This window comes from Thalassotalea sp. ND16A (assembly GCF_000764205.1).
GTDB lineage: Bacteria > Pseudomonadota > Gammaproteobacteria > Enterobacterales > Alteromonadaceae > Thalassotalea_A.
This window is the reverse complement of sequence record NZ_JQDZ01000105.1, coordinates 15,507-37,358: the sequence shown is the minus strand read 5'-3', so window position 1 is coordinate 37,358 and position 21,852 is coordinate 15,507. Positions and strand designations below refer to the sequence as shown.

General features: G+C 36.3%; 19 protein-coding genes and 1 pseudogene. 1 reads left to right on the top strand and 19 read right to left on the bottom strand.

Translation table 11 applies throughout. The features are described from left to right. Positions 1-200 precede the first annotated feature (200 nt). Positions 201-761 (top strand): outer membrane beta-barrel protein, encoded by a 561-nt coding sequence (locus ND16A_RS0119585; RefSeq protein WP_160173538.1) that lies wholly within the window; start codon positions 201-203, stop codon positions 759-761. 246 nt (positions 762-1,007) lie between these two features. Here ND16A_RS0119585 and ND16A_RS04165 read toward each other — a convergent pair whose 3' ends face one another. From ND16A_RS04165 to rfbA, 19 genes and pseudogenes are all read right to left on the bottom strand, one after another. Next, positions 1,008-2,045, bottom strand: a complete 1,038-nt coding sequence (locus tag ND16A_RS04165) for an NAD-dependent epimerase (protein WP_033078676.1) — start codon at positions 2,043-2,045, stop codon at positions 1,008-1,010. Positions 2,046-2,222: 177 nt separating this feature from the next. Further along, on the bottom strand, positions 2,223-3,389 hold the full coding sequence (locus tag ND16A_RS04170; RefSeq protein WP_033078675.1) for a nucleotide sugar dehydrogenase: 1,167 nt from the start codon (positions 3,387-3,389) through the stop codon (positions 2,223-2,225). Between the two features lie 602 nt (positions 3,390-3,991). After that, entirely contained in the window at positions 3,992-5,548 is a 1,557-nt protein-coding gene (locus ND16A_RS04175) for a capsule assembly Wzi family protein (RefSeq protein WP_033078674.1), read from the bottom strand. 30 nt (positions 5,549-5,578) lie between these two features. After that, on the bottom strand, positions 5,579-6,982 hold the full coding sequence (locus ND16A_RS04180; protein WP_033078673.1) for an undecaprenyl-phosphate glucose phosphotransferase: 1,404 nt from the start codon (positions 6,980-6,982) through the stop codon (positions 5,579-5,581). Between the two features lie 79 nt (positions 6,983-7,061). Then, positions 7,062-7,442 (bottom strand): VanZ family protein, encoded by a 381-nt coding sequence (locus tag ND16A_RS04185; protein WP_052073250.1) that lies wholly within the window; start codon positions 7,440-7,442, stop codon positions 7,062-7,064. A 125-nt stretch (positions 7,443-7,567) separates the two neighbouring features. Further along, on the bottom strand, positions 7,568-8,941 hold the full coding sequence (locus ND16A_RS04190) for a phosphomannomutase/phosphoglucomutase (protein WP_033078672.1): 1,374 nt from the start codon (positions 8,939-8,941) through the stop codon (positions 7,568-7,570). Positions 8,942-8,943: 2 nt separating this feature from the next. Continuing rightward, positions 8,944-10,356, bottom strand: a complete 1,413-nt coding sequence (locus ND16A_RS04195) for a mannose-1-phosphate guanylyltransferase/mannose-6-phosphate isomerase (RefSeq protein WP_033078671.1) — start codon at positions 10,354-10,356, stop codon at positions 8,944-8,946. Next, positions 10,353-11,087 carry a WecB/TagA/CpsF family glycosyltransferase gene (locus ND16A_RS04200; protein ID WP_033078670.1) on the bottom strand — a complete coding sequence of 245 codons (735 nt, stop codon included), beginning with the start codon at positions 11,085-11,087 and terminating at the stop codon, positions 10,353-10,355. The genes ND16A_RS04195 and ND16A_RS04200 overlap by 4 nt, the downstream gene beginning before the upstream one ends. Positions 11,088-11,097: 10 nt before the next feature. Then, positions 11,098-11,256, bottom strand: a pseudogene (locus ND16A_RS22030) (DapH/DapD/GlmU-related protein); the annotation flags it as partial. Positions 11,257-11,599: 343 nt separating this feature from the next. Next, positions 11,600-12,565, bottom strand: coding sequence for a glycosyltransferase (locus tag ND16A_RS04210; RefSeq protein WP_033078669.1), 966 nt, complete (start codon positions 12,563-12,565; stop codon positions 11,600-11,602). Next, positions 12,562-13,644 carry a hypothetical protein gene (locus ND16A_RS0119580; RefSeq protein WP_152593910.1) on the bottom strand — a complete coding sequence of 361 codons (1,083 nt, stop codon included), beginning with the start codon at positions 13,642-13,644 and terminating at the stop codon, positions 12,562-12,564. Before ND16A_RS0119580 ends, ND16A_RS04210 begins: the two co-directional genes overlap by 4 nt. Before the next feature lie 186 nt (positions 13,645-13,830). Further along, positions 13,831-14,868 (bottom strand): glycosyltransferase, encoded by a 1,038-nt coding sequence (locus tag ND16A_RS04215; RefSeq protein WP_033078681.1) that lies wholly within the window; start codon positions 14,866-14,868, stop codon positions 13,831-13,833. A 90-nt stretch (positions 14,869-14,958) separates the two neighbouring features. After that, positions 14,959-16,419: a lipopolysaccharide biosynthesis protein gene (locus ND16A_RS04220; protein ID WP_052073248.1), complete on the bottom strand. Its 1,461-nt coding sequence runs from the start codon at positions 16,417-16,419 to the stop codon at positions 14,959-14,961. A gap of 8 nt (positions 16,420-16,427) precedes the next feature. Beyond that, positions 16,428-17,441, bottom strand: a complete 1,014-nt coding sequence (locus tag ND16A_RS04225; protein WP_033078667.1) for a hypothetical protein — start codon at positions 17,439-17,441, stop codon at positions 16,428-16,430. Between the two features lie 90 nt (positions 17,442-17,531). After that, positions 17,532-18,206, bottom strand: coding sequence for a sulfotransferase (locus tag ND16A_RS04230; RefSeq protein WP_033078666.1), 675 nt, complete (start codon positions 18,204-18,206; stop codon positions 17,532-17,534). Then, entirely contained in the window at positions 18,199-19,170 is a 972-nt protein-coding gene (locus tag ND16A_RS04235) for an NAD-dependent epimerase/dehydratase family protein (protein WP_033078665.1), read from the bottom strand. The genes ND16A_RS04230 and ND16A_RS04235 overlap by 8 nt, the downstream gene beginning before the upstream one ends. 25 nt (positions 19,171-19,195) lie before the next feature. After that, positions 19,196-19,885, bottom strand: a complete 690-nt coding sequence (locus ND16A_RS04240) for a WbqC family protein (RefSeq protein WP_033078664.1) — start codon at positions 19,883-19,885, stop codon at positions 19,196-19,198. Position 19,886: 1 nt separating this feature from the next. Next, complete coding sequence (locus ND16A_RS04245; RefSeq protein WP_033078663.1) at positions 19,887-20,963, bottom strand: DegT/DnrJ/EryC1/StrS aminotransferase family protein; 1,077 nt, start codon at positions 20,961-20,963, stop codon at positions 19,887-19,889. 1 nt (position 20,964) lies between these two features. Continuing rightward, positions 20,965-21,852, bottom strand: coding sequence for a glucose-1-phosphate thymidylyltransferase RfbA (gene rfbA, locus ND16A_RS04250; RefSeq protein WP_235282202.1), 888 nt, complete (start codon positions 21,850-21,852; stop codon positions 20,965-20,967).

The following is a 21,852-nucleotide window of genomic DNA, read 5'->3' as shown; positions in this document are numbered from 1 at the left end:
TTCAACGACTAATGCTATTGCATCAAGCTTAAATTCTTTTGAATATTTTTTACGTGCTGTCATTTTTTTTCTCCAGTTAAGTCTATTATCTCTTAACTGGGGTAGTCGAATCCATTAAACCACGTCAACAGCCTGTTAATGCAACTATGAATATTTCTGCTACGCTTTAATTACAATACTAATAAATGGATGTTCATTATATGAAAATAATAATAACTTCACTCTTGCTTATGCTAACTTTTTTGCTCACTTGCTCTCATGCACAAGCGCAAGAGTACGACTCAGATTCGAACCGAGTAAGGCCTAATCAGGAGTACTATTGGGGGGTAATGGCCGGCTCTAGCGTGTTTGGTGGCGAATCATTTGATAGTGTCGAATTATCAGCCGCTATCGCAAAATTTGGCTATAACTTAAATAAACTAGTCGGGTTTGAAATTAGAGTCGGCACCGGCACAACCGAAGTAGAGTTTCGTAACTTTGAAAAAGAGCTGGATTCGTTAGTTGGCGCCTACGTCAGATTGTCATACCCACTGCATCAAAGCATTAATTTCTATGGGCTTCTTGGTTATACCAAAGTTGAAGTGATGAGTACTAAGAACGATGAAGAGGAGCGAACCCTATCCGACTCAGGCGGTTCAATTGGTGGCGGATTTGAATTTATCGTCAACCCGAGAGCCCGTTGGACCATCGAATTTACCGGCTATGTCGATAAAGATGTCGATTACGGGGTGACCAGCGTTGGTTTTGAAGTGAGTTTTTAATGAGTCGGTGATTTTGCTTTCTGGCCCTTAGACACAGACATTCATTTTTCTCTAAACCAGCTCTACCCGACACCAGCAGGGCGGCTCTCAATCTGCTAGATTAATTTCAACCGTAGCGATGCTTGAGTTTGTCGCAAGTGAGGGCTTTCCGCAGAAAATGCGATAACGGTTATCTCGATGCCCTTTATTCGATAGCTTTGATAAAGAATTAGGGCGATGGTTAATTATGACATAATCATATTCAAGTTAAACAATTCGTCTATAGCGTTTGGCTCGATAAAAAGAGTTATACCAATGAACAAACTCAGCAACACCATCTTGCACACTAACTTGAGGTTTATGCCCCGTCACCGCAAACAAATCTTCAACCTCAGCATAAGTTTGATATACATCGCCCATCTGCATTGGCATAAAATTCTTTTTCGCGTCAATACCTAAAGATTGTTCTAATGATTGAATAAAGTCCATTAACTTAACCGGATTACCATTACCAATATTAAAGACTCGATAAGGCGCAGAACTTGTGGCAGCAGAGCCTGACTCTACCGTCCAGTCAGCATTACTGGCGGGGATAACATCTTGAATTCTAATGATGCCTTCAACAATATCATCAATGTAGGTAAAGTCACGACGCATATCACCGTGGTTATACACATCGATAGCCTCCCCGGCAATTATCTTCTTGGTAAACTTAAATAATGCCATGTCAGGACGACCCCACGGGCCGTAAACCGTAAAGAAGCGAAGCCCTGTAGTTGGCACACCATATAAATGCGAATAGGTATGTGCCATTAACTCATTGGCCTTTTTAGTGGCAGCATATAATGAAATAGGATGATCGACACTGTCTGAAGTGGCAAAAGGTGTTTTCGAGTTTAAGCCATAAACAGAAGACGATGAGGCATACACTAAATGTTCAACCTTATTATGCCTACACCCTTCTAAAACAGTTAAGTGCCCAACTAAATTGGAATCGGCATAGGCCATTGGGTTATCAATAGAATAGCGAACCCCAGCTTGCGCCGCTAAGTGGATAACCCGATCAAATTTTTCATCGGCAAATAACTTAGCAATAGCATCGCGATCGGCTAAATCGGTTTCTACAAAAGTAAATAGCCCTTGTTCGGCAAAACCAGTTAAATTTGCGAGGCGAGCCTGCTTTAAACTGACGTCATAATAATCATTTAAATTATCAAGACCAATAACACTATGGCCTTGTTCACATAAACGTTGTGCCACACAGTGGCCAATAAAACCGGCAGCGCCAGTAACTAAATATTTCATAATAAATTTTTCTTATAGAATCTAATTTATCTACCAATAATTAACTTGGTAGGTTTGACTTCAGTCGAACGTTATCTGCGAAGCAGCAAAGTTATCTGCGAAGCAAAACAAGTTATCTGCGCAGCAAAAATAGTTACCGGCGAAATAACACCGCTTCGCTTCGAAGCTCCCCTCGGTCTAATCACTACCAAACAAATCCCGGGTATACACCTTATCAACAACATCTTTTAATTCGTCCACCATACGATTAGAAACAATCACATCAGACATCGCTTTAAATTCGGATAAATCGTTAATCACTTTCGAGTGAAAGAACTCTTTTGTTTCCATCATAGGTTCATAGATTACAACTTCAATGCCTTTTGCTTTAATCCGTTTCATTATTCCTTGAATACTCGATGCTCTGAAGTTATCTGAGCCTGCTTTCATAATTAACCGATAAACACCGACAATCTTAGGCGCTTTAGCAATAATAGAATCGGCAACAAAGTCTTTACGGGTAGTATTGGCATCAACTATGGCACTAATAATGTTATTCGGTACCTTGTTGTAATTTGCTCTTAGCTGTTTGGTATCTTTGGGTAGGCAATAGCCACCATAACCAAAAGAAGGGTTATTATAATGTGTGCCTATACGCGGGTCTAAACCAACTCCAACAATGATCTCTTTGCTGTTAAAGCCATAGGCCTCAGCAAAAGAATCGAGTTCGTTAAAATAGGCAATGCGCATGGCCAAATAGGTATTGGAAAATAACTTTATTGCCTCGGCTTCACAGGAGTGCACAAAAACCACCTGGACATCCTCTTTTAGCGCCCCCTGCACCAGCAATTGGGCAAATACTTTTGCTTCCTCACAGCCATTACCCATCACGATACGAGACGGGTACAAGTTATCAAACAGGGCTTTGCCTTCACGGAGAAACTCGGGACAGAAAAAAATCTTATAGTGCTTAAATTGCTTTCTCGCTTGTTTGGTAAAACCAACGGGAATGGTGGACTTGATAATAATCGTGGTCTTGGGGTTAATGGCTAACACCTCATCAATCACCATTTCAACCGAACTGGTATCAAAAAAATTATCGACAGGGTCATAATCTGTTGGCGTGGCAATGATGACATAGTCGGCATCTTGGTAGGCCAACTCTTTATCTGAGGTTGCTTTAAAATTTAATGACTTATTGGCTAGAAATTCTTCAATATCACCATCTTCAATGGGGGATTGTAAGTCATTTAACAGGTCTATTTTCTTTGGGTTTATGTCATAAGCTACCACTTCATTGTGTTGAGCAAGCAACAAAGCATTAGAAAGGCCGACATAGCCAGTCCCGGCAATCGCTATTTTCATTATTTTTATAATCCCTTTAACGTTGAAACCATTAATTACAACTGCTTGGTATTAAATATAGTCAATATTTCAGTAGTTTGGCATTTCATTAGCAGTATTTTTGCTTTTGCTTCAACATTTAACCGAACCACAGGCTCAGAATTGGCGCTGCGTAATTTTCCTGTTTATCGCCACCCGTTGGCGAGAATTTATTCTCGCGTTATTCTGCTCAGCAGATCCTGCATTCATTTGCCCGCTCAAAACCCTTTCCGCAACGTCCACGCCATCAACAGCCAAAAGTTAGCGAAATACAATAGCGTAGCTTGAATGAGGGTATGTTGAGAAATCATTGTTAAAAACTGTTTAGAAAATAACGGTCCAGATAAGGCCGTAGTCGCATTCCTTTACCAGCAGCGAATACTACAGGTTGTAACATAGTGCCGCTTGTTCTTATTAATATTCAATTGTTTGCAAAAAAATTATGCCAAATTCAGGCTAACTAATTAAAAGTTTAGCACAGATAAAATTTTCCACCGTTTAGCCAGGGGCAAAAAAAAATCCGCACATGTGTGCGGATTTTTTAATTCTACTTGCAAAGTAGTATTTTTAAAGAGAGTGTTTTTTTAAAGAGAGTATTGCAGATTAAAAAACAACGTAGGCTGTGTGTTATCATCTTCATCATCATTTTCAAAACGAGAATGGTTAATACTGCCACCTAGGGTGTATTTAAACTTACCCTGGTGTAACTGATACTTCAGGCTTAACACCAACATTTCTTCGGCAATATGGGTAACTGTATTGCCATTATTTGGATCATCCGGGTACTTATCTGCATTATCATTGTTCAAGTCTAAATATTTAGCTTTCAATTCCCAACTTTCCAGACCATTTAATTGCGATACCATGCCAAACACCACGGATTCTGCATCGTTATCGTATGAACTGCCTAAATTGCGCCCGTTGTACCTCATACCAGTTAAATATACTTCATGTTCATATATACAATTTCCAAGTCCTACTCCTGGTACATCTCCCGCTCTTGCAGGAGTACAGTCACTAAAACTATCGGTATATTCTAAATAAACTCTAAAAAAGGTATCGGCAATGTTTAATGTAGTATCAAAACCGTATTGCCATACCTTTTGTGCTACAAGGTCATTATTTTTATTGTTACCATCCTCGGCTAGCATTTGAACATATAAACTGGCTGGCCTAGAAAAATAATTTAATGTATATCTAGCATCAACCGCAACTTGTTGATTACCCGGCTCGTATTTAAATCTATCTTCAAGTGAGCATCCTCCTAAATCCTCCGCACAGTTATCTTTTCCTGTTAATGCATCCCAGAAAGTGTCCAAGCCTCCAGGGCGTCCGTCACCATTCCATTGGATCAAACGAGTTACACCTAACTCTAAATTTTGGCTCGGTTTAAAGTTGAAACGAAAGCCCCAAAGCCAGGCATTATGGACATGGCGCTCTTCTTCAAATTGCCCCATAAAAGTAGTAACCGTCCAGGGGATTTTTACATCATTAAAAAAAGGCAGAGTAAAAGGCGTAGATGATTTACGGGTGAGAGCGATTGCAGGCATAGGCCGGGCATTATTGGTTAATGCCAAATTGGTATCCCAACCAGGGCCAAACCACCTATCTTGCATGCCGATACTGATAACCCAATTTCCTAGAAAATATGCGGCATAACTTTCATCTAAACGACCGTTTTCAGTTCTGCGAAGATCTTCACTAATACTAGGTGATAATTTTACCGCCCATGAATCGCCCATATAACTGAAATGGCCTTGAATAAAATTCGCATCTCGATATTCATCGCCAAAACCAGTGAAACGCTTTTCATCACTGGCAAAATTCATTTCGATAATTTTATTATTACGTTTCGAAAAATTGAACTTTTGCTTAACATGCCAATAGGCCGATTTACTTTCCTTATCCAATTCATGTTCGTTAACTTTAGTAAGGGCAGAACCAACATCAGCCCACATTAACGGGAAAGTAGTTAATGGAATGTTGATATGGCCTTTATCAGCTAATAGTTGAATATCAGCCCGTAGGAACACATTAGAAGTATCAACCCAAGGCTCAGCTTCTACGAAAAAAGGTAAAATATAAAAAAGAGTGCCACTAAAAGTGGCAACAAAAAATTTTGTAGTTATTTTAAAAAACATAGTTTATGACTTAAAGAAGAGAAAAGTATTTTAATAGGCGTTTTTATTAACAAAGCCTTTAAATATGGTTAAAAAGATAATTTTTAAATCCCAGATCAGAGTCCAGTTACTGATATATTCCAGGTCAAACTCAATACGTTTCTCCATTTTATCTAAAGTATCGGTTTCACCACGCCAGCCATTAATTTGCGCCCAGCCAGTAATGCCAGGTTTCACTTTATGACGAAGCATGTATCCACCTATCAATTGGCGATACTCTTCATTATGAGATACTGCATGTGGTCGAGGACCTACAATGGACATACCACCAGTTAGTACGTTGATAAATTGTGGAAGTTCATCTAAAGATGTTTTTCGCAAAAATCCACCAAGAGGAGTTATACGAACATCCCCTTTAGTCGCTTGTACAACGGTGTCTGAGTTCTCCATAACAGTCATCGACCTGAACTTCCAAACTTTTATTGCTTTTCCATCTATGCCATACCTATTTTGCTTGAATAAAACCGGGCCTTTTGACGTTAATTTTATCGCTAATGAAATAACTAATAAAATGGGGCTTATCAAAATTAAAATCAGAGTAGATAGCATTATATCAGAGATGCGCTTAACTAAACGATTAGCCCCTTCCATAGGTGTATCATAAATAGAGATCGTAGGGATACCATTTAAAGACCCCATTCGTGAGTTTAATAAATCAAAAGAAAACATATCGGGTACGAAAACTAAAGAACAAGTACTGTCAGACAGCTCCTTGGCAATTTTTCTGATATAAGGCATGTGATCCATGGATAGCGCAATATAAACGATATCAATGTTAATCAGTTTGATGTCACTTAATAAGTCGTCCAAATTACCTACAACTTCCAAATTTTGCTGTTTAGTTCCTACTAAACCTTCACGCCTATCATCATAAAAGCCAATCACTTTTAAACCAAACTCTGGAGATAGGTAAATATTATTGGCAACTTTTGTACCGACATCTCCAGCACCAAAGATAACAACATTGCGTTGGTTAAACCCTTTACTGCGGACGTATGTTAAAAACATTTTAAGAAAAGTTCGAAATAAAATAAAATACAATCCCGCAATCAAATACCAACCAATAAGAACGTAACTTAACTTGTTCGCACTTACCGTAAATGAATACAGCAAAAATACCGCTAGTAAAAACGATAACGTCCAATATTTGAGACACTTTATTATTTCGACCTCTACTTTTTCTCCCCGGTGACTAATATATAGTTCACGGGTATTAGCGATAAACTGAAAAGTTAAGCTCGCGATGAATCCACCAATAGCTATACTTAACACAGGCAAATCACTACCGATAATCGTTATCAGTAAATACAATAAAAAAGGGATCATAATCAGGTCAATTAACTGATTAAAGAAAGTTATCAAAGAAGAGTGAGTTTGAAGTATGCCGTGTTTCATAATGACTTTTCGATTTTTCTACTTTTTGTTCTAGTCAGACTATATCTTACCAAAATTATCACTAAAATAATATATTCAACTAAACCCTAATTGATTTTAGGATTGATTTTTCTAAATGCTTGGCAACTATAATTCCAGAAACAATACCAATCACATCGGCAACTAAATCGAACCAAGAGAAAAACCTATATATGGTGAGCCCTTGCAATAACTCTAGTAACAAACCATAAGCTAACAAAGGAATAATAACACTACTGAGCGAGTTTACTTTATTAAAACAAAAATATAATAAAACACATAGCACTAAAAAAGCGATAAAGTGATTCGCTTTATCCCATACCGTAATATCTGAAACCGCTTCGCTCGGTATTAATGCCAAAACAGTTATACTAAGTAAACAAAAAGCGAAGCAGATGCGAAAAATTATCGTGTTAAGGGCTACATGCCATTCATTTGTCATTGTTAAAAACCCGTTTTTGTCGTAAGCGAGTGTATTAATCCATAGATTCTAACATCAATAGAAATAAACTGATCAATTGCTCCATCCCACTGAATGTACAAAGCATAGAAAAAGTGAAAAGGGGTTTATCCCCTTAGGGTTTCTAATATCTCAGCGGTTTGTTGTTCCATTAATGCTACATTCGCTCGCGATTCTACATTTAGCCTTACCACAGGTTCAGTGTTTGATGAGCGCAAATTAAAACGCCAATCGCTGAACTCTAATGAAATGCCATCAGTTTCATCTACCACTAGGGCTGCACTTTCGTATTTTTTGCGCACTGCAACAATCGCCGAAACCGGATCGGCCAGTTTTGAGTTAATTTCACCTGAGGAAGGATACAAAGCAATTCGCTCTTTAACCAGTGAAGACAGTGGCTTACCTTTCACCGATAATAATTCAGCAACCAACAGCCATGGGATCATTCCTGAGTCACAATAAGCAAAATCACGAAAATAATGATGAGCACTCATTTCACCGCCATAAATGGCATTTTCTAAGCGCATACGTTCTTTAATAAAGGCATGGCCGGTTTTGCTCATTATCGGAGTTCCACCTGCTTTATTTACAATATCTATTGTATTCCAGCTCAAGCGAGGGTCATGAATTATTTTTTCATTCGGGTGTCTTTGTAAAAAAGCTTCGGCCAGCAAGCCGACAATATAATAGCCTTCAATAAATTCACCACTTTCATCAAACAAGAAACAACGATCAAAATCGCCATCCCAAGCTATCCCCATATCGGCACCATGGCTAATCACGGCATTAGCGGTATCGGCTCTACATTCGGGTAATAATGGATTAGGAATTCCGTGAGGGAATTTACCATCCGGCGTATGGTGTACTTTAATAAATTCGATATTTACACCATGCGCAATTAATTGTTGTTCAATAGCGTCTAATGCAGGGCCCGCTGCACCATTACCAGCGTTAACAACAAGCTTTAATGGTTTTATATTACTTACATCAACAAACTCAAGCATGTGTTTTGAGTATTCAGACTTTAATGGCCTGGTTAGGTATTTACCAGGTTCTTGCGGTTTAAGTGGCAGCTTGCCAGATAATATTTTCTCAGCAAGCTTTTCAATATTTCTTAAACCCGTATCGCCAGATATAGGCTTTGAATCTTCGCGCACAAGTTTCATACCGTTATAGTCCATAGGATTATGTGAAGCAGTAACTTCTACTCCGCCACAAACACCTAAAAACTTAGTGGCAAAGTAAATTTCTTCAGTTCCGGTCATTCCCAGATCAATAACATCTGCGCCTTCATCTTGTATGCCACGAGCTAAAGCCAGCTTTAAGCCCTCAGACGTTAAGCGGATATCACCACCAACGACTACCTGTTTAGGTTTTATTTCAAGGGCAAAGGCACGTCCTATCGCATAAGCAATGTCTTCATTTAATTCACTGCCCAGTTGACCACGAATGTCGTAGGCTTTAAAACACGATAATGTCATGATTAAGATCTTCCGTATCTATCTTCAAAGCGAACAATATCATCTTCACCTAAGTAACTGCCACTTTGTACTTCAATGAGCTCAAGTGGCAACACCCCAGGATTCTCAAGCGCGTGTACAACGCCAGCAGGAATGTAAGTAGATTGATTTTCAGTGAGTAAAAAAGTTTTTTCACCATTGGTTACTTTGGCAGTACCCGACACTACAACCCAGTGTTCAGCTCGATGATGATGCATTTGAATAGACAATTTTTCACCCGGTGATACGGTAATGCGTTTAACCTGATCACGCTTACCAAAGTCAATAGAATCGTAATGCCCCCAGGGGCGGTATACTTGCCGATGAATATCAGCCTCAGTTCGATTAGACGCTTTTATTTGCTCAACAATTTTTTTAACATCTTGTACATTATCTTTATTGGCGACTAACACCGCGTCTTTAGTTTCCACAACAATGCAGTTTCCTATGCCCACAGTTGCCACCAATTTTTGTTCTGCAATAACTAGGTTATTGGTTGAACCATGGCTCAATACATCTCCTTGGTGTACATTACCATTGGCATCTTTATCCTTAATGTCCCATATTGCTGAAAAACTGCCAATATCATTCCAGGCAGCATCTAATGGCACAACCACGGCATTTGCTGTTTTTTCCATAACCGCATAATCAATTGAATCATCAGGGCAGCTGGCAAATGCAGTTTCATCGACCCGGATGAAATCATGATCGTTCGAGGCTTGGGTAAGCGAAGCTTTGCATGACGCTAAAATGTCAGGCCTAAACTTCTCTAACTCTTCAATATAACGGCTGGCTTTGAACATAAACATTCCAGAGTTCCAAAAGTATTCTCCAGATGCTAAGTATTGTTGAGCAGTTGGTAAATCGGGTTTTTCAACAAACTGCGAAACCTGAAAACCAGTAACCTCATCACCTTCAATTTTAGCACCAGCGCGAATGTAGCCATAACCCGTTTCCGCATGTGAAGGCACAATGCCAAATGTTACTAAGTCACCCGCTTTAGCTAATGGTTCGGCACTTGCAACAACACGGCGAAACTCACTTTCATTATAAATCACATGATCTGCGGCTAAAACAAGTAATGTTGGATCTTCGCCTTTTGCAATTTCGGTTAATGCCGCAAGCGCAATAGCAGGTGCAGTATTACGACCAACAGGCTCTAAAATAATAGAGCCTAAAGTGTCAATTTCACGTAACTGTTCGGCAACAATAAATCTATGTTCTTCATTACAAATAGTTATTGGCGACGAAACATCCAGGCCAGAAAGTCGCAAAGCGGTTTCCTGAATCATCGTGCTTTCTGAGGCTATTTTTAAGAATTGCTTGGGCATTAATTTGCGTGATAGCGGCCACAAGCGTGAACCACTGCCACCGGCCATAATTACAGGTTTAATCATTTACGTAATTCCTTAATAAAAATTGGAAATATTTTGATTCCATCAACTAAATACCTTTTAGCTAACCTTTTGGGGCTTTGTAATAATCTAAATAGCCATTCAAGCGCAAGCTTTTGCATAAATTTTGGAGCTCTTTTTTCATCACCGGTAAGGAATAAAATTGAAGCTCCTATACAAAAGTAGCATGCGTTCAAATTCAAGGCTTTCAACTTTTGCGCTAAAATTTCTTGTCTAGGGCTGCCAACAGCCAGAAAAAAGATTGTCGCATTACTTTTTGAACAATATTCTATGCATTTGTCTACTTCATTTTCGGAATGTATAAACCCCATGGGCGGATTGTAATGATCAATCTTAATCTTAGGATATTTTTCTCTTAGCTTTGCGATAACAGCAGAATCACAACCTATGATGCAAACAGGCTGTGGGGAACCTTTTAACTCATCAAATAGCAGTTTAGTTAAATCACTTCCAGGTATTAAATTTTTTATTGGTTTTCGACAAAGTCTCGATAATATTTTCAATATTCGTGAATCATTAACGGTAACATCCGCTTTGGCATAAATGTTCTTAAATTCTTGATCCTTGGCGAATCGGACTACATGGTCCACATTGGGAGTGACAATTACCTTATTTAATAGTGATCCCGAGAAGCAATTTTTAATTAATTCTTGCATAGATATATTGGTAAATTTAATTCCAAAAATTGGTTCTACTTCATTTTTTTCAATCATTCGCTTGTTTTCGCTTTGAAATAATTTTAGCCGGAACTCCACCGACAACGGTATATGGTGCTACGTCTTTAGTTACAACAGCTCCGGCACCAATTATGGCGCCTTTACCAATTGTTATCCCTTTTAAAATTGTTGCACTCCTTCCGATCCATACATCATCACCAATTTCTGGGTTGTCTTTAGCACTCATGCCTTGGTCAACTATTGGGATTTCAGTAGACTGAAATTGATGTGTATCATTTAAAATGGAGACATTCGGCGCTATTAGAACATAATTACCTATATTAGCCCCTTGTATAAATACATTTTCATTTATCTCACAGTGCTTGCCTATTGTTAGGTTTTTGCCATCTGAAATGTAAATTCCATCTTCGAAAATAGCTTTAGAGTGAAAAGGCATTAATTTTAAAACCTTTGATACGTACCATACTCTAACTTTATTCCCAAATTGAACAAATTTAGTATTAGGTAATTTTGAAATAAACAAATAATAAAAAATTAGCAATAATTTATTAATCATTGTTCATTACTCTCTCATAAATATTTAACAACTTTTTCATAATTAAATTTTGAGTCAGCTCTTTAGTAAATACACGTGCTCTTCTATTCGTCGGGCTATCTAATGCATCTTTAATGACTGTATTAATGCTGTTAGCTATCTGCAAAGGTGTCTCTTTTGAAGAAATGATTCGAGTTCCCAGAGTATTCCCTACTACACTTTTTACATCACCAACATCGGTAGAGATAATAGCAAGATCAGAGGAAAGAGCCTCTTTTATAATTTGAGGAGAACCTTCACTAATTGATGTCATTAAAAGAAGTTTAGATTGCGAAAGTTTAACTGCAATTTCGTCCCTAGATAAGCCATCCAACTCGGTAAATTCAACCTCACTATCTATTTTCTTATATTCTTGAAAAATTTCATTAAATAGTGGAAAATTTTTGACTTGCCGATTCATACTCCCGGGAAAAATGATAATGTTTTTCCTATTTGCAGAATAGCAAGAATTGAAAAGTTCATCATCGACTCCGCAAGGTAGCATAGTGAAATTATGATTAATTTTAGAAACAATTCCATTCATCTCATCATTGAGAGTTATAACATTTCCAACACGTTTGACTATTGCTTTCGTGATAAAGTTTTGTATGTATTTCCCCTGTTTAGATAAAATATCACCACCGTGGAGAGTTAGTACAACATTTTTCCATGATTTAAATGGATTTAATAAAACAAATAAACCGCTTAATCCATAATGTACGTGAATTACGTCAAAATGGTTAAAAGACACTTTAAAAAAAATTTTAAAGGCGTCAAATAAATAATTTAGCTTAGACTCAAAACCTTTAATAATAAAAGAATCACACTGTATATTGGAAAGTTTATTCAAACAATCAACTTGTTCCTTAACAAAAATCCCTTCGTAAGAACATTCTGGGTTAATGTCAGGGTACATATTAGTTACCACAAGGACTTTCATTGACAGTACCTTTGCTTTTGCTTATAAAAATATAAAAAAGAAATATTCATCACCAGGCCGCTTAAAATATAATAAGAATAAATATTATTCTCAAACATAAACCTTAAAATGAGCATTAAAATTAACGGAAGTATTATCAAATCAGCTTTTAAACACCAAATGAAAATTTTGATTAAATAATACATAAAGATTGAAAATGCAATTAATCCAAAATCAATCAATATTAAAAGAAAATCATTATGTGGTGCGATCCCCCCCCAAACTTTCGAAAAACCCCAAAACCCATCGCCAAAAAGTAAAGTAAATATTGGCTGTTCAATTAAGTATGTCCAAAAAATTAAGTAAGAATAAAAACGCCAAATTAATGAACTCGAATATTGCTCGCCAAGGTCCTGAATAGGCATTCTATTTTTTGCAAGATTTATCAGGTTTGAAAATTCACCATCAACTAGCATTTGAAAAGGAGAGAATATTTTTCTAAACAATTCTGGCGAATAAATCTTTAATATTAAAAACAACACCACAATAGCTAAAATGAAAACTGCTGTAGCTTTTAGGATTACGCTTAAACGAATGGCTTTGATTTTCACAAATGTCATTAAAGAACTTAAAAGCGCACCGGTCGATGTTGATAATAATGAATAGCCAACCAAACCAAACCTTTGATATTTATAACTTTCTAAATTTTGACTATTTAAATGTACAAAGACAAAACTGAGTAATATATAACTTCCCAATAAATTTACATGTTCAAAATTAAAAAATTCTCTAGCAAGCGGGTTGGCAACAATGAATGAAAGGATATAATTAATACTGATCAAAGCGACAAAGATATTGAGTACTTTTTTTGATATATAAACAAAATCATATGCGTCTAAATAAGATGCTGCAATTTTAATCGTTAAATACACGAGGATCATGGAAAGATATTTTATATAAAACATCTTATCAACTCCCTGTATCAACCATATAGTACAGAATAGAAGAAAAACTAAAACCCCTCCCCACTCTCGCATAGGAATTAATTTCAGTTCTTTCATTTTAATGATTAAAAATATGATGCAAACACCATTAAACATTAAAAAGTTTAATTCCCTTAGTGGCGAGAAAAAATCTAAGAGAAATTTAAATGAAAATAAAAAAATAAGGAAAGTTCTAATACTAATAATCATAATTTTTTCATATTTTTCGTTTTTACACAGCTAATAATTTAGATTTAGAACCAAACAATGCCATCTACAACAACGAATATTAAGAGGTGCAAGTTAAAATGGGAAAACACGATTCTTTAACAAAAGTAGAGCTCTTAAAGCAACGGAATATTTTCTAAATTTATATAAAATCAATTGTTTTAAATTAATTTGCTCACTGGCTAACCAGCTTTCAACAATAAGTTTATCAAAAAGTTTAAATTCTTTTGAATTTAACGCTAAAACGGCACAAACAGATAACTCTTTGGCTTTAGCGAACTCAATATCATTTAATGGCAAATTGGCGTGCGATTGATAGAGTTTATCCAGGCAATATATATGACTTGATGCTAATTTTTCTATCTCTGCTTTTTTTAACTGTTTTAGGTTGCTTGACCAAGAGCCTTCAGCAGAAACCCGATAAGCGGCAGTAACCGTTGGAAGATAGCCGGATCCCGCCAATCCACATGCGGCAAAAATCTGTATATAATAGTCTCCCACAGGTGCATTGGTTAATAACCATTGAGGTATTGTTTTACATGCTTCAGTTCTGAGAAATAATGATGGTGTTGGACAAAATCCTCCCCCACCTCTTATCACTTCACCAACGGTAAATTGTTTTGACTGTTTGCCATAATCGCAAAATTTACTTCCTTCATTTGAATCTCTATCAACTTCAACTGCCGGGGTAAAACAAAACCCAAGGTTCTTATTTTGTTCTAAAAAATCAAATTGCATTTGCAATTTTGTTTTAGCAACCCAAAAATCATCACCTTCACACAACGCGATATAACTTCCAGCGGCTATCGGCCACAAAAATCTTGGCGAAATAATGGGGTTCTGAGAGTATTGATTTTCAGTTTGAATAACTGTTTTTATAATATTGGGGTATTTGTTTTTGTAATTTAATACAATTTCGGTAGTTCTGTCGGTTGAAGCATCATCATGAATAAGAATTTCAAAAGGAAAATTTGTTTCCTGCATAAGAAAACCATCTAAGGCTTTAGCAATGTATTTTTCTTGATTATAAGTGATACAACAGATACTGACTGCGGGGATGTTCTTATTTTTTTCCCATCCCTTGGTTATATCGGATTCAGATTTAAAAATCATTTTTTTCAACTCGTAATGTTGTTACACATAAGTAGTTCGCATTGCCAATAAGAGCGAATAAGCCCCTAAAGCACTCCGCAGAGTAACGGGTCAAATGCTTAAATTAAAAGGTAGTTTTATGCGGCTGGAAAATTTACGTTGAATTAACAAAAAACCTTCACATTTAAAAAGGTAACTAGTGAGTATATATATCACAGCACCTAAGCCAGTTGCAATTATCACTTTTAACAATGGGTTAATATACAAAAAAGTGATAAAGAGCCAAACAAAACAGGACGCTATAACGGCTAAAAGCAGCGGTTTTATGGCATCTAACAATTGTTCTTTCAAACTATAATTTATGAGTTTCACCGTGTAATATGTATTCGGGATCAGCCCAATTAATGACCCTACTATTTGCCCTATTATGATGCCTTTAATACCAAAAGGTATGGTTAAAAATAATAAAATTAAATTTATGGTTTTTTTAACCAGCCCCACTTTAAACATGATGTTGGAATAGCCCTTTACCAATAAAAGGTTTACATTAAGTGAGTGCAAAGGACGTAAAACGCCCAACAAACATAATAATTGCATATATGTACCCGCGGGCTTCCATTCTTCCCCTAAGATAAATTCCAATAATAGCGGAGAACAAACGGATAAAAAAAGCAATAACGGTGAAATCACAAACATTAGTATTTGAATAATTTGTCTATATTTCACCCTTAAATTTTCATTATTTTCTTGTAGGGTTGATAGTGCAGGAAAGGCCGATTGCTCAACAGATCTCGTTAGCTGCTCAGCGATAATACTACTAATTTTTCTTGCTATAAAATAATACCCTGTAACCTCAACACTAAAAAAACGGCCTATTATTAAAATATATGAATTTTGAAATAAAACTCCGGTTATCCCTTCAGCAAGTACGCTAGCACCAAAACTGAACAATCGTTTAAATGATTCGAAACAGAACATAAAGGATGGACGCCAAGCGCTTCCAAACCAGAGGAATAATGTAGAAACAAAACTAGATACCAGCATTTGTGCTACTAGGGCATATACTCCAAAGTCACAATAAGCCAAATATATAGCAACACCACCAGAAATAAGCATTCCAAGTGAATTAGCTATCGTTTGCAATTTGAAGTTCATTTGCCGACTAAGTATTGATATTTGCACCACTTTCAATGCATTTATCACAACAACAACACCAGCAACCTTTAAAAGGTTACTCAGCTCTGGTTGATTATAAAAAGATGCAATATAAGGCGCGCTGGCAAATAATAAAGCGTAGGTGATAAGGCTAAATGCAATGTTTACATAAAATACTGTATTTAGATCTTTTTCAGTGATCGATTTACTTTGAATTACGGCTTGGCCTAAGCCTGATTGTGTTATCGCGTTTGCTAATTGAAAGCAAATGGTAGCCATGGCGATAAGGCCGAACGATTCAGGGGATAATAGACTAGCTAAGATTAATGTAAATAACATGCCAGAGCCATGAGTGGTCAACAGTCCCACTAAATTCCAAACAGCTCCTATTGTAATTTTTCGGTTAATATCCTGCATCGAATTAATTATTCTTCTGGTTCAGTAATATTTTTTTGCATATAGCCATATTTTACAAGCTTGTCTTTACATAAATTATATCTACTGGCGGTAAAGCTTTCAGGAAAAAGTAAATGCTTTTCTAGCCGGGCAAGCTCATTAGCGCTAGGTTTTTTATGATGTTTATCAAATGCATTAATTTTTCGATTAAATAGGAATTTTAAGTTAAGTATTTCAGCATTAAAAATCCGTTTCGATAAATCGTATAGCTTTTGATTTTTTGAACATATTTCTTTTATTCGAGGAAGAAAAGAAGCCAATGAAAAAGAGGTATAGGTTCCAGTTTTACTGTTATTTTTACTGTTCTCATGCTTATCTTCCATCAAATCTTTTATTTCAGTTAATTCAACACTAAAAAGTTTTGACAAATCGTCATAATATTGTGCACTATCGTGTTTTAAATCCTCGAAAATAATGACCTTGGTATTAAAGTTTTCAAACAAGTTAACTAATACATTTGAATAATCAAATGATTCAAATAACATGTCTTTTTTATTTTTTAGGTACAATTCGCTATATTTTTCAAACGAATTATAATCTTTGTTAAATTTAAAATACTGTGAAAAAAATTGTATATAAAGCGAGTAGAAGTAGTCGACTTGATTGCGCAGGGAAACGAGAATAGTTACATCATAATCTTTTAAAAACTCTTTTAAATTTAATATCTTCTCACTAAGTGAAATATTCTCTTCAAAAGGGTAGCAAACCATTATCCCTTCATCACTATATACATTGACTAACTGTTCGTCTAAAAGGTGATCCAATTCATCCGATGAATCGCCAGCAAGTTTTCCTTCACACGCCGCTCTTATAACACCGCCTTTATTATTTCTGAAAGTAGGCTGTCCAGTATTTGGGTCGAAATCAATTATTTTGCCCAGATAATTAATTTTTCCTTGCTCATGCAAGTTTTGAAAAAGATGGTGTTGTAGCGTTGTGGTTGCTGTTTTAGGCAACCCTAAATGCACTATTATTTTTTTCATTACCCCCCCGTAAAGTTAATGAGATTAATAAAAGATTAAAACGAATATGTTAATGGCTTGCGCTTAAATGAAAACGACTGTTGAAGAAAGTTAGGTTTTATTCTTCCATGGAAAATCTTCACCAATAGGTACCTCATTGATAAAGTGACAAAAGGTTTTATAGGAGTTTTTATCTTTCAAATTCAACACTAAAAAATCATTGCTCCTACCTGCAAAGTAGGTTTTTACATCTAAATTATATTTAGCATAAAAATTTATCAAAATGTCTTTATTATAAGGATCATTTTCAGGGGTACCAAATAACGCTCTATTGACTAACCAGGGGCGACCTTTATAGCCATTTACCGCATTCATTAAATCAGCCTTTGTCGGTATACGGCCCTGGCCCCACATTTTTGCATGAAATCGGGTTATCGAGCTATACCATTGCTCAGCGTCATCTCGAACGGTTAGAATAAATTTACTGCCCGGAAAAGCTTTATCTAAAGCCTTATAAGTTTCAGGAAACGAAAATGGAGAATCTTGAAATGCCTGGGCAGATTTACAATAGTTTATAATAGGGTTGAAATTCCCTTCTCGCCAGGGATCAAAAAGTTTTTTAGCGCTGTACTCATCGCCAACAATTATCCCTAACTCGTGCCAGGCGGCATTAACCGAAGTAGTACCGGTTTTGTTTAATCCGATACAAAATATTTTTTGTTTTCTGTGCACCTTAATACGATTAATAAAAAGTTTGTCTGCTAGTTTTCTTATCATATTAGTCATGTTTAAGTTCTGGTATTAGTATGCCATTGGGAGTGTTATTTTTAATATGTTCAAGCATTTGTACAACATCATATTTAGGCTGATAGTCAAAAGTGTCCTTAGTTTTGTTCATATCAAAAGTAAAATTGGGTTGTGAAGGCTGATCCGGTCGATAGCTGATTTTTATTTCCTTGCCGTTTGCAAAAACCTTGATAATAGCATCAACAAAACTCTGTAACGAAACCGGTTTGCCCGTACCCGCATTAAACAAGCCTTGTGCCGTTTCATGACGAATAGCTTTTTCAATTAAAACTGCAAAGTCTTTAATATAGGGCATATCTTTAGAGTTATTGATGTCACCCCATAACTCGATCTGTTGTTTTTGAATAATTGAACGAATCATCTTGATATAAGCTTTCGTCTTTAACTCGCCATCCACATGATAATCTACATTATCATCACAGCAATAAACCGTAGGTATTCTGAACGTTATCGTCTGTAAACCATATTCTTGATGATAGTGTTCCAACAATTCACAAGCGGTAACTTTAGAAATGGCATAAACCGCGTGGTCACCTGTATAAGTTAAGGTTCTTGAGTCCGTTTCAACAATGGGGACACCGGTGTAAAACGCGCCGCTAACATCGGAAAATGTCATCACATATATTATTTTTTTTATGTTGTTTTTACGGCAGTACTCTAAAACATTAAGAGTTCCCTTAACATTAACGTCGATATACAAATTTTGATCATAGCCACTCATTGCAGCAGGCATTGCACCAGCAATCAAAACCACCGTATCATAGCCACCTTCTAAATTATCAAAAGACTCGGTTTTAGTGATATCGAGTTGGACTTTAGTGATATTGTCATTTTTTAATGCTGAATTTAAAAAAGTCCCTGTTACCTTATGTATCGTTGATATTTCTTCTATTAATCCAGAGCCAATGCTACCCGAAGCACCTATTACTAAAACATTTTTCATAAAGACATTATTCTCATATTTTCTATTATTTAATTTGATATTGGCCTAAAAGCTCAATGATTTCTTCTTTGGAATTCCACATCAACACATCAATCATAGATAAGTGGTCTACAAACTCATTCTTTCCTTGTGAATAATTAATTGAATTCATTTTAATAAAAGACAAATCTATTCCCTTCTCAAGAAAGTCACTTTTAGAATAAAGAGTCTGCCCCCCTAATGAATTGCAGTATTTATTCGCATTAAAAACATCGCAGATAGCGTACAATTTATCCGCCGCACTTTGTTCTCGATTATATTCAAGTTTACTCGAATGATAGAACGCCTTTTCAACCCCCAAATATTCAAACACTTGAACTATAGAGTCACTTGCCATTGAGGATACATTGCGGTTTGATGAATTTAAAATATTTGTAATCAATGGCATAACGTCATTAAAATAAGGACTTTTAGAATATGCTTGCTCTATGGTTTTTATTATTTTTTTACTATTGAGCTGAAAATCAAGGGAATTAATTTTTTTAAAACTCGAAGCTTGTACCACAGGTAATGTGAACAATTGTTTGTTACCATTCGATAAAATATTATTTCTATTTATGTAGCCACCTTTGATAAAGTTCACATCATCATAGAAGACGAAATGGCTGCAATGGTGTACTAATTGATAATAACCAAGGTATGGAAACAAATAAGGTTGCATGACGCCAACAATCATTTTATAACGCCTTTTTGATAATAGTGATTACTTTAGCAACATCGGCTAAAGACATATGCGCATGCATAGGTAGACACAAAATCCCTGCACAAACCTGATGGCAATTCACAGTCCCATAATTGAAATTGTCGACAAAGATTTTATCTAACGACGGTGAAAAATAATGTCGACTCTGAATGTTATTCTCCTTCAAAATCTCGGTCACTTTTATCAGTTGATTATAATTTGCCAATTTAATTGGCATATAGGCACCGTTGACGTTAGCTTGAGGGTGCCATGATGGAATTTCAACAATCTCTTGTAAGCCAATACAATACGCATGAAACAAGCCGGCTCTATGATGTAAAACATTGTCCATTTCGTCTAAATTCACTAAGCCAACGGCAGCTTGGTATTCATTTAACTTGGCATTTATACCAACATCAATGATTTCATTAGTCGCTTGTATCCCAAAGTTTATTAATTCTTTGGCTTTATCAAAATTCGCTTTATCTTTAAAAACAACGGCCCCCCCTTCAATAGTATGAAAGACTTTCGTTGCATGAAAACTTAAGGTACTGGCATCGCCATAGTTAAGGACTGAGTCATTGCCAATTTTGATACCAAAAGCATGCGCGGCATCATAAATTATTTTAATATTTTTATTTTCACTTAACTCATCAAATGCCTCTACATCACAAGGATTACCATAAACATGTGTTGCAACTACAGTGTCGGCTTTACAGCCTTTTCTATAAGCATCATCGATTGCTATTGGGCATAGGTTGTAACTGTTTCGGTTAATGTCGGCGAACGCAACGTCATCTTTTTGCCACATAAATGCACTTGCCGTTGCCACAAAACTAAAGGGTGTAGATAAAATAGATTCGGTGCCTAAAGTTTTAGCTGCAACTTGTAAAGCCGATGTACCATTGTTGACTAACAATAAGTTTTTAACGCCCAGATAGTCTTCAAGCTTAGCCGTAAGCTCATTATGCAACGGACCAAAATTAGTAAACCAACCGTTGTCGTTGACTTGTTCAAGGTATTTTTGAATTTTTTTAAGATCTGGTTTTAAAGGGCTATTTAATGCAATCATGCTAATTTATTAAACTCATTAAATATTCACCATAAGAATTTTTCATTAAATGTTGGGCTATTTCTTTTATTTGCTTTGCTGTTAACCAACCTTGATTAAAGGCAATTTCTTCAAGGCAAGCTATTTTAAATCCTTGACGGTGTTCAATCGTTTGTACGTATTGGCCAGCATCCATCAGACTGTCATAAGTTCCGGTGTCTAACCATGCAAAACCACGCCCTAACAATTCAACATTTAATTCACCACGTGCTAAATATTCATTATTTACACAGGTAATCTCCAATTCTCCTCGAGCTGAAGGAGTGATGCTTTTAGCGATTTCTACCACTTGATTATCGTAGAAATATAAGCCCGTAACGGCAAAGTTTGACTTTGCTTTTAACGGCTTCTCTTCAATTGAAATGGCTTTTTTATGTTCATCAAATTCAACGACACCAAAGCGCTCAGGATCTTTAACTTGATAGCCAAATACTGTCGCTCCAGATTCTCTACTTGCAGCCTTTAATAATTTTGGTGAAAACCCCTGACCAAAATAAATGTTATCGCCAAGGACTAGACAAACATTGTCGTCACCAATAAATTCTTCACCGATAATAAAAGCTTGTGCCAAACCATCAGGACTTGGTTGAACTTCATAGGTTAGTTCAATACCAAACTGGCTACCATCACCGAGCAAGCGGACAAAACCGGCTTTATCCTCAGGCGTAGTAATGATTAATATTTCTCTAATGCCGGCAAGCATCAACACGGAAAGAGGATAGAAAATCATTGGCTTATCATAAATGGGTAAAAGCTGTTTAGATATACCTTTAGTTATCGGGTAAAGACGAGAGCCTGAACCACCGGCTAAAATAATACCTTTCCTATTTGTATTCATTGTTTCTTCCAT

Coding starts and splice junctions, on each gene's coding strand:
- ND16A_RS0119585 (WP_160173538.1), top strand. CDS start 201: ATGAAAATAATAATAACTTCACTCTTGCTTATGCTAACTTTTTTGCTC.
- ND16A_RS04165 (WP_033078676.1), bottom strand. CDS start 2,045: ATGAAATATTTAGTTACTGGCGCTGCCGGTTTTATTGGCCACTGTGTG.
- ND16A_RS04170 (WP_033078675.1), bottom strand. CDS start 3,389: ATGAAAATAGCGATTGCCGGGACTGGCTATGTCGGCCTTTCTAATGCT.
- ND16A_RS04175 (WP_033078674.1), bottom strand. CDS start 5,548: ATGTTTTTTAAAATAACTACAAAATTTTTTGTTGCCACTTTTAGTGGC.
- ND16A_RS04180 (WP_033078673.1), bottom strand. CDS start 6,982: ATGAAACACGGCATACTTCAAACTCACTCTTCTTTGATAACTTTCTTT.
- ND16A_RS04185 (WP_052073250.1), bottom strand. CDS start 7,442: ATGACAAATGAATGGCATGTAGCCCTTAACACGATAATTTTTCGCATC.
- ND16A_RS04190 (WP_033078672.1), bottom strand. CDS start 8,941: ATGACATTATCGTGTTTTAAAGCCTACGACATTCGTGGTCAACTGGGC.
- ND16A_RS04195 (WP_033078671.1), bottom strand. CDS start 10,356: ATGATTAAACCTGTAATTATGGCCGGTGGCAGTGGTTCACGCTTGTGG.
- ND16A_RS04200 (WP_033078670.1), bottom strand. CDS start 11,087: ATGATTGAAAAAAATGAAGTAGAACCAATTTTTGGAATTAAATTTACC.
- ND16A_RS04210 (WP_033078669.1), bottom strand. CDS start 12,565: ATGAAAGTCCTTGTGGTAACTAATATGTACCCTGACATTAACCCAGAA.
- ND16A_RS0119580 (WP_152593910.1), bottom strand. CDS start 13,644: ATGTTTAATGGTGTTTGCATCATATTTTTAATCATTAAAATGAAAGAA.
- ND16A_RS04215 (WP_033078681.1), bottom strand. CDS start 14,868: ATGATTTTTAAATCTGAATCCGATATAACCAAGGGATGGGAAAAAAAT.
- ND16A_RS04220 (WP_052073248.1), bottom strand. CDS start 16,419: ATGCAGGATATTAACCGAAAAATTACAATAGGAGCTGTTTGGAATTTA.
- ND16A_RS04225 (WP_033078667.1), bottom strand. CDS start 17,441: ATGAAAAAAATAATAGTGCATTTAGGGTTGCCTAAAACAGCAACCACA.
- ND16A_RS04230 (WP_033078666.1), bottom strand. CDS start 18,206: ATGACTAATATGATAAGAAAACTAGCAGACAAACTTTTTATTAATCGT.
- ND16A_RS04235 (WP_033078665.1), bottom strand. CDS start 19,170: ATGAAAAATGTTTTAGTAATAGGTGCTTCGGGTAGCATTGGCTCTGGA.
- ND16A_RS04240 (WP_033078664.1), bottom strand. CDS start 19,885: ATGATTGTTGGCGTCATGCAACCTTATTTGTTTCCATACCTTGGTTAT.
- ND16A_RS04245 (WP_033078663.1), bottom strand. CDS start 20,963: ATGATTGCATTAAATAGCCCTTTAAAACCAGATCTTAAAAAAATTCAA.
- rfbA (WP_235282202.1), bottom strand. CDS start 21,852: ATGGAAGAAACAATGAATACAAATAGGAAAGGTATTATTTTAGCCGGT.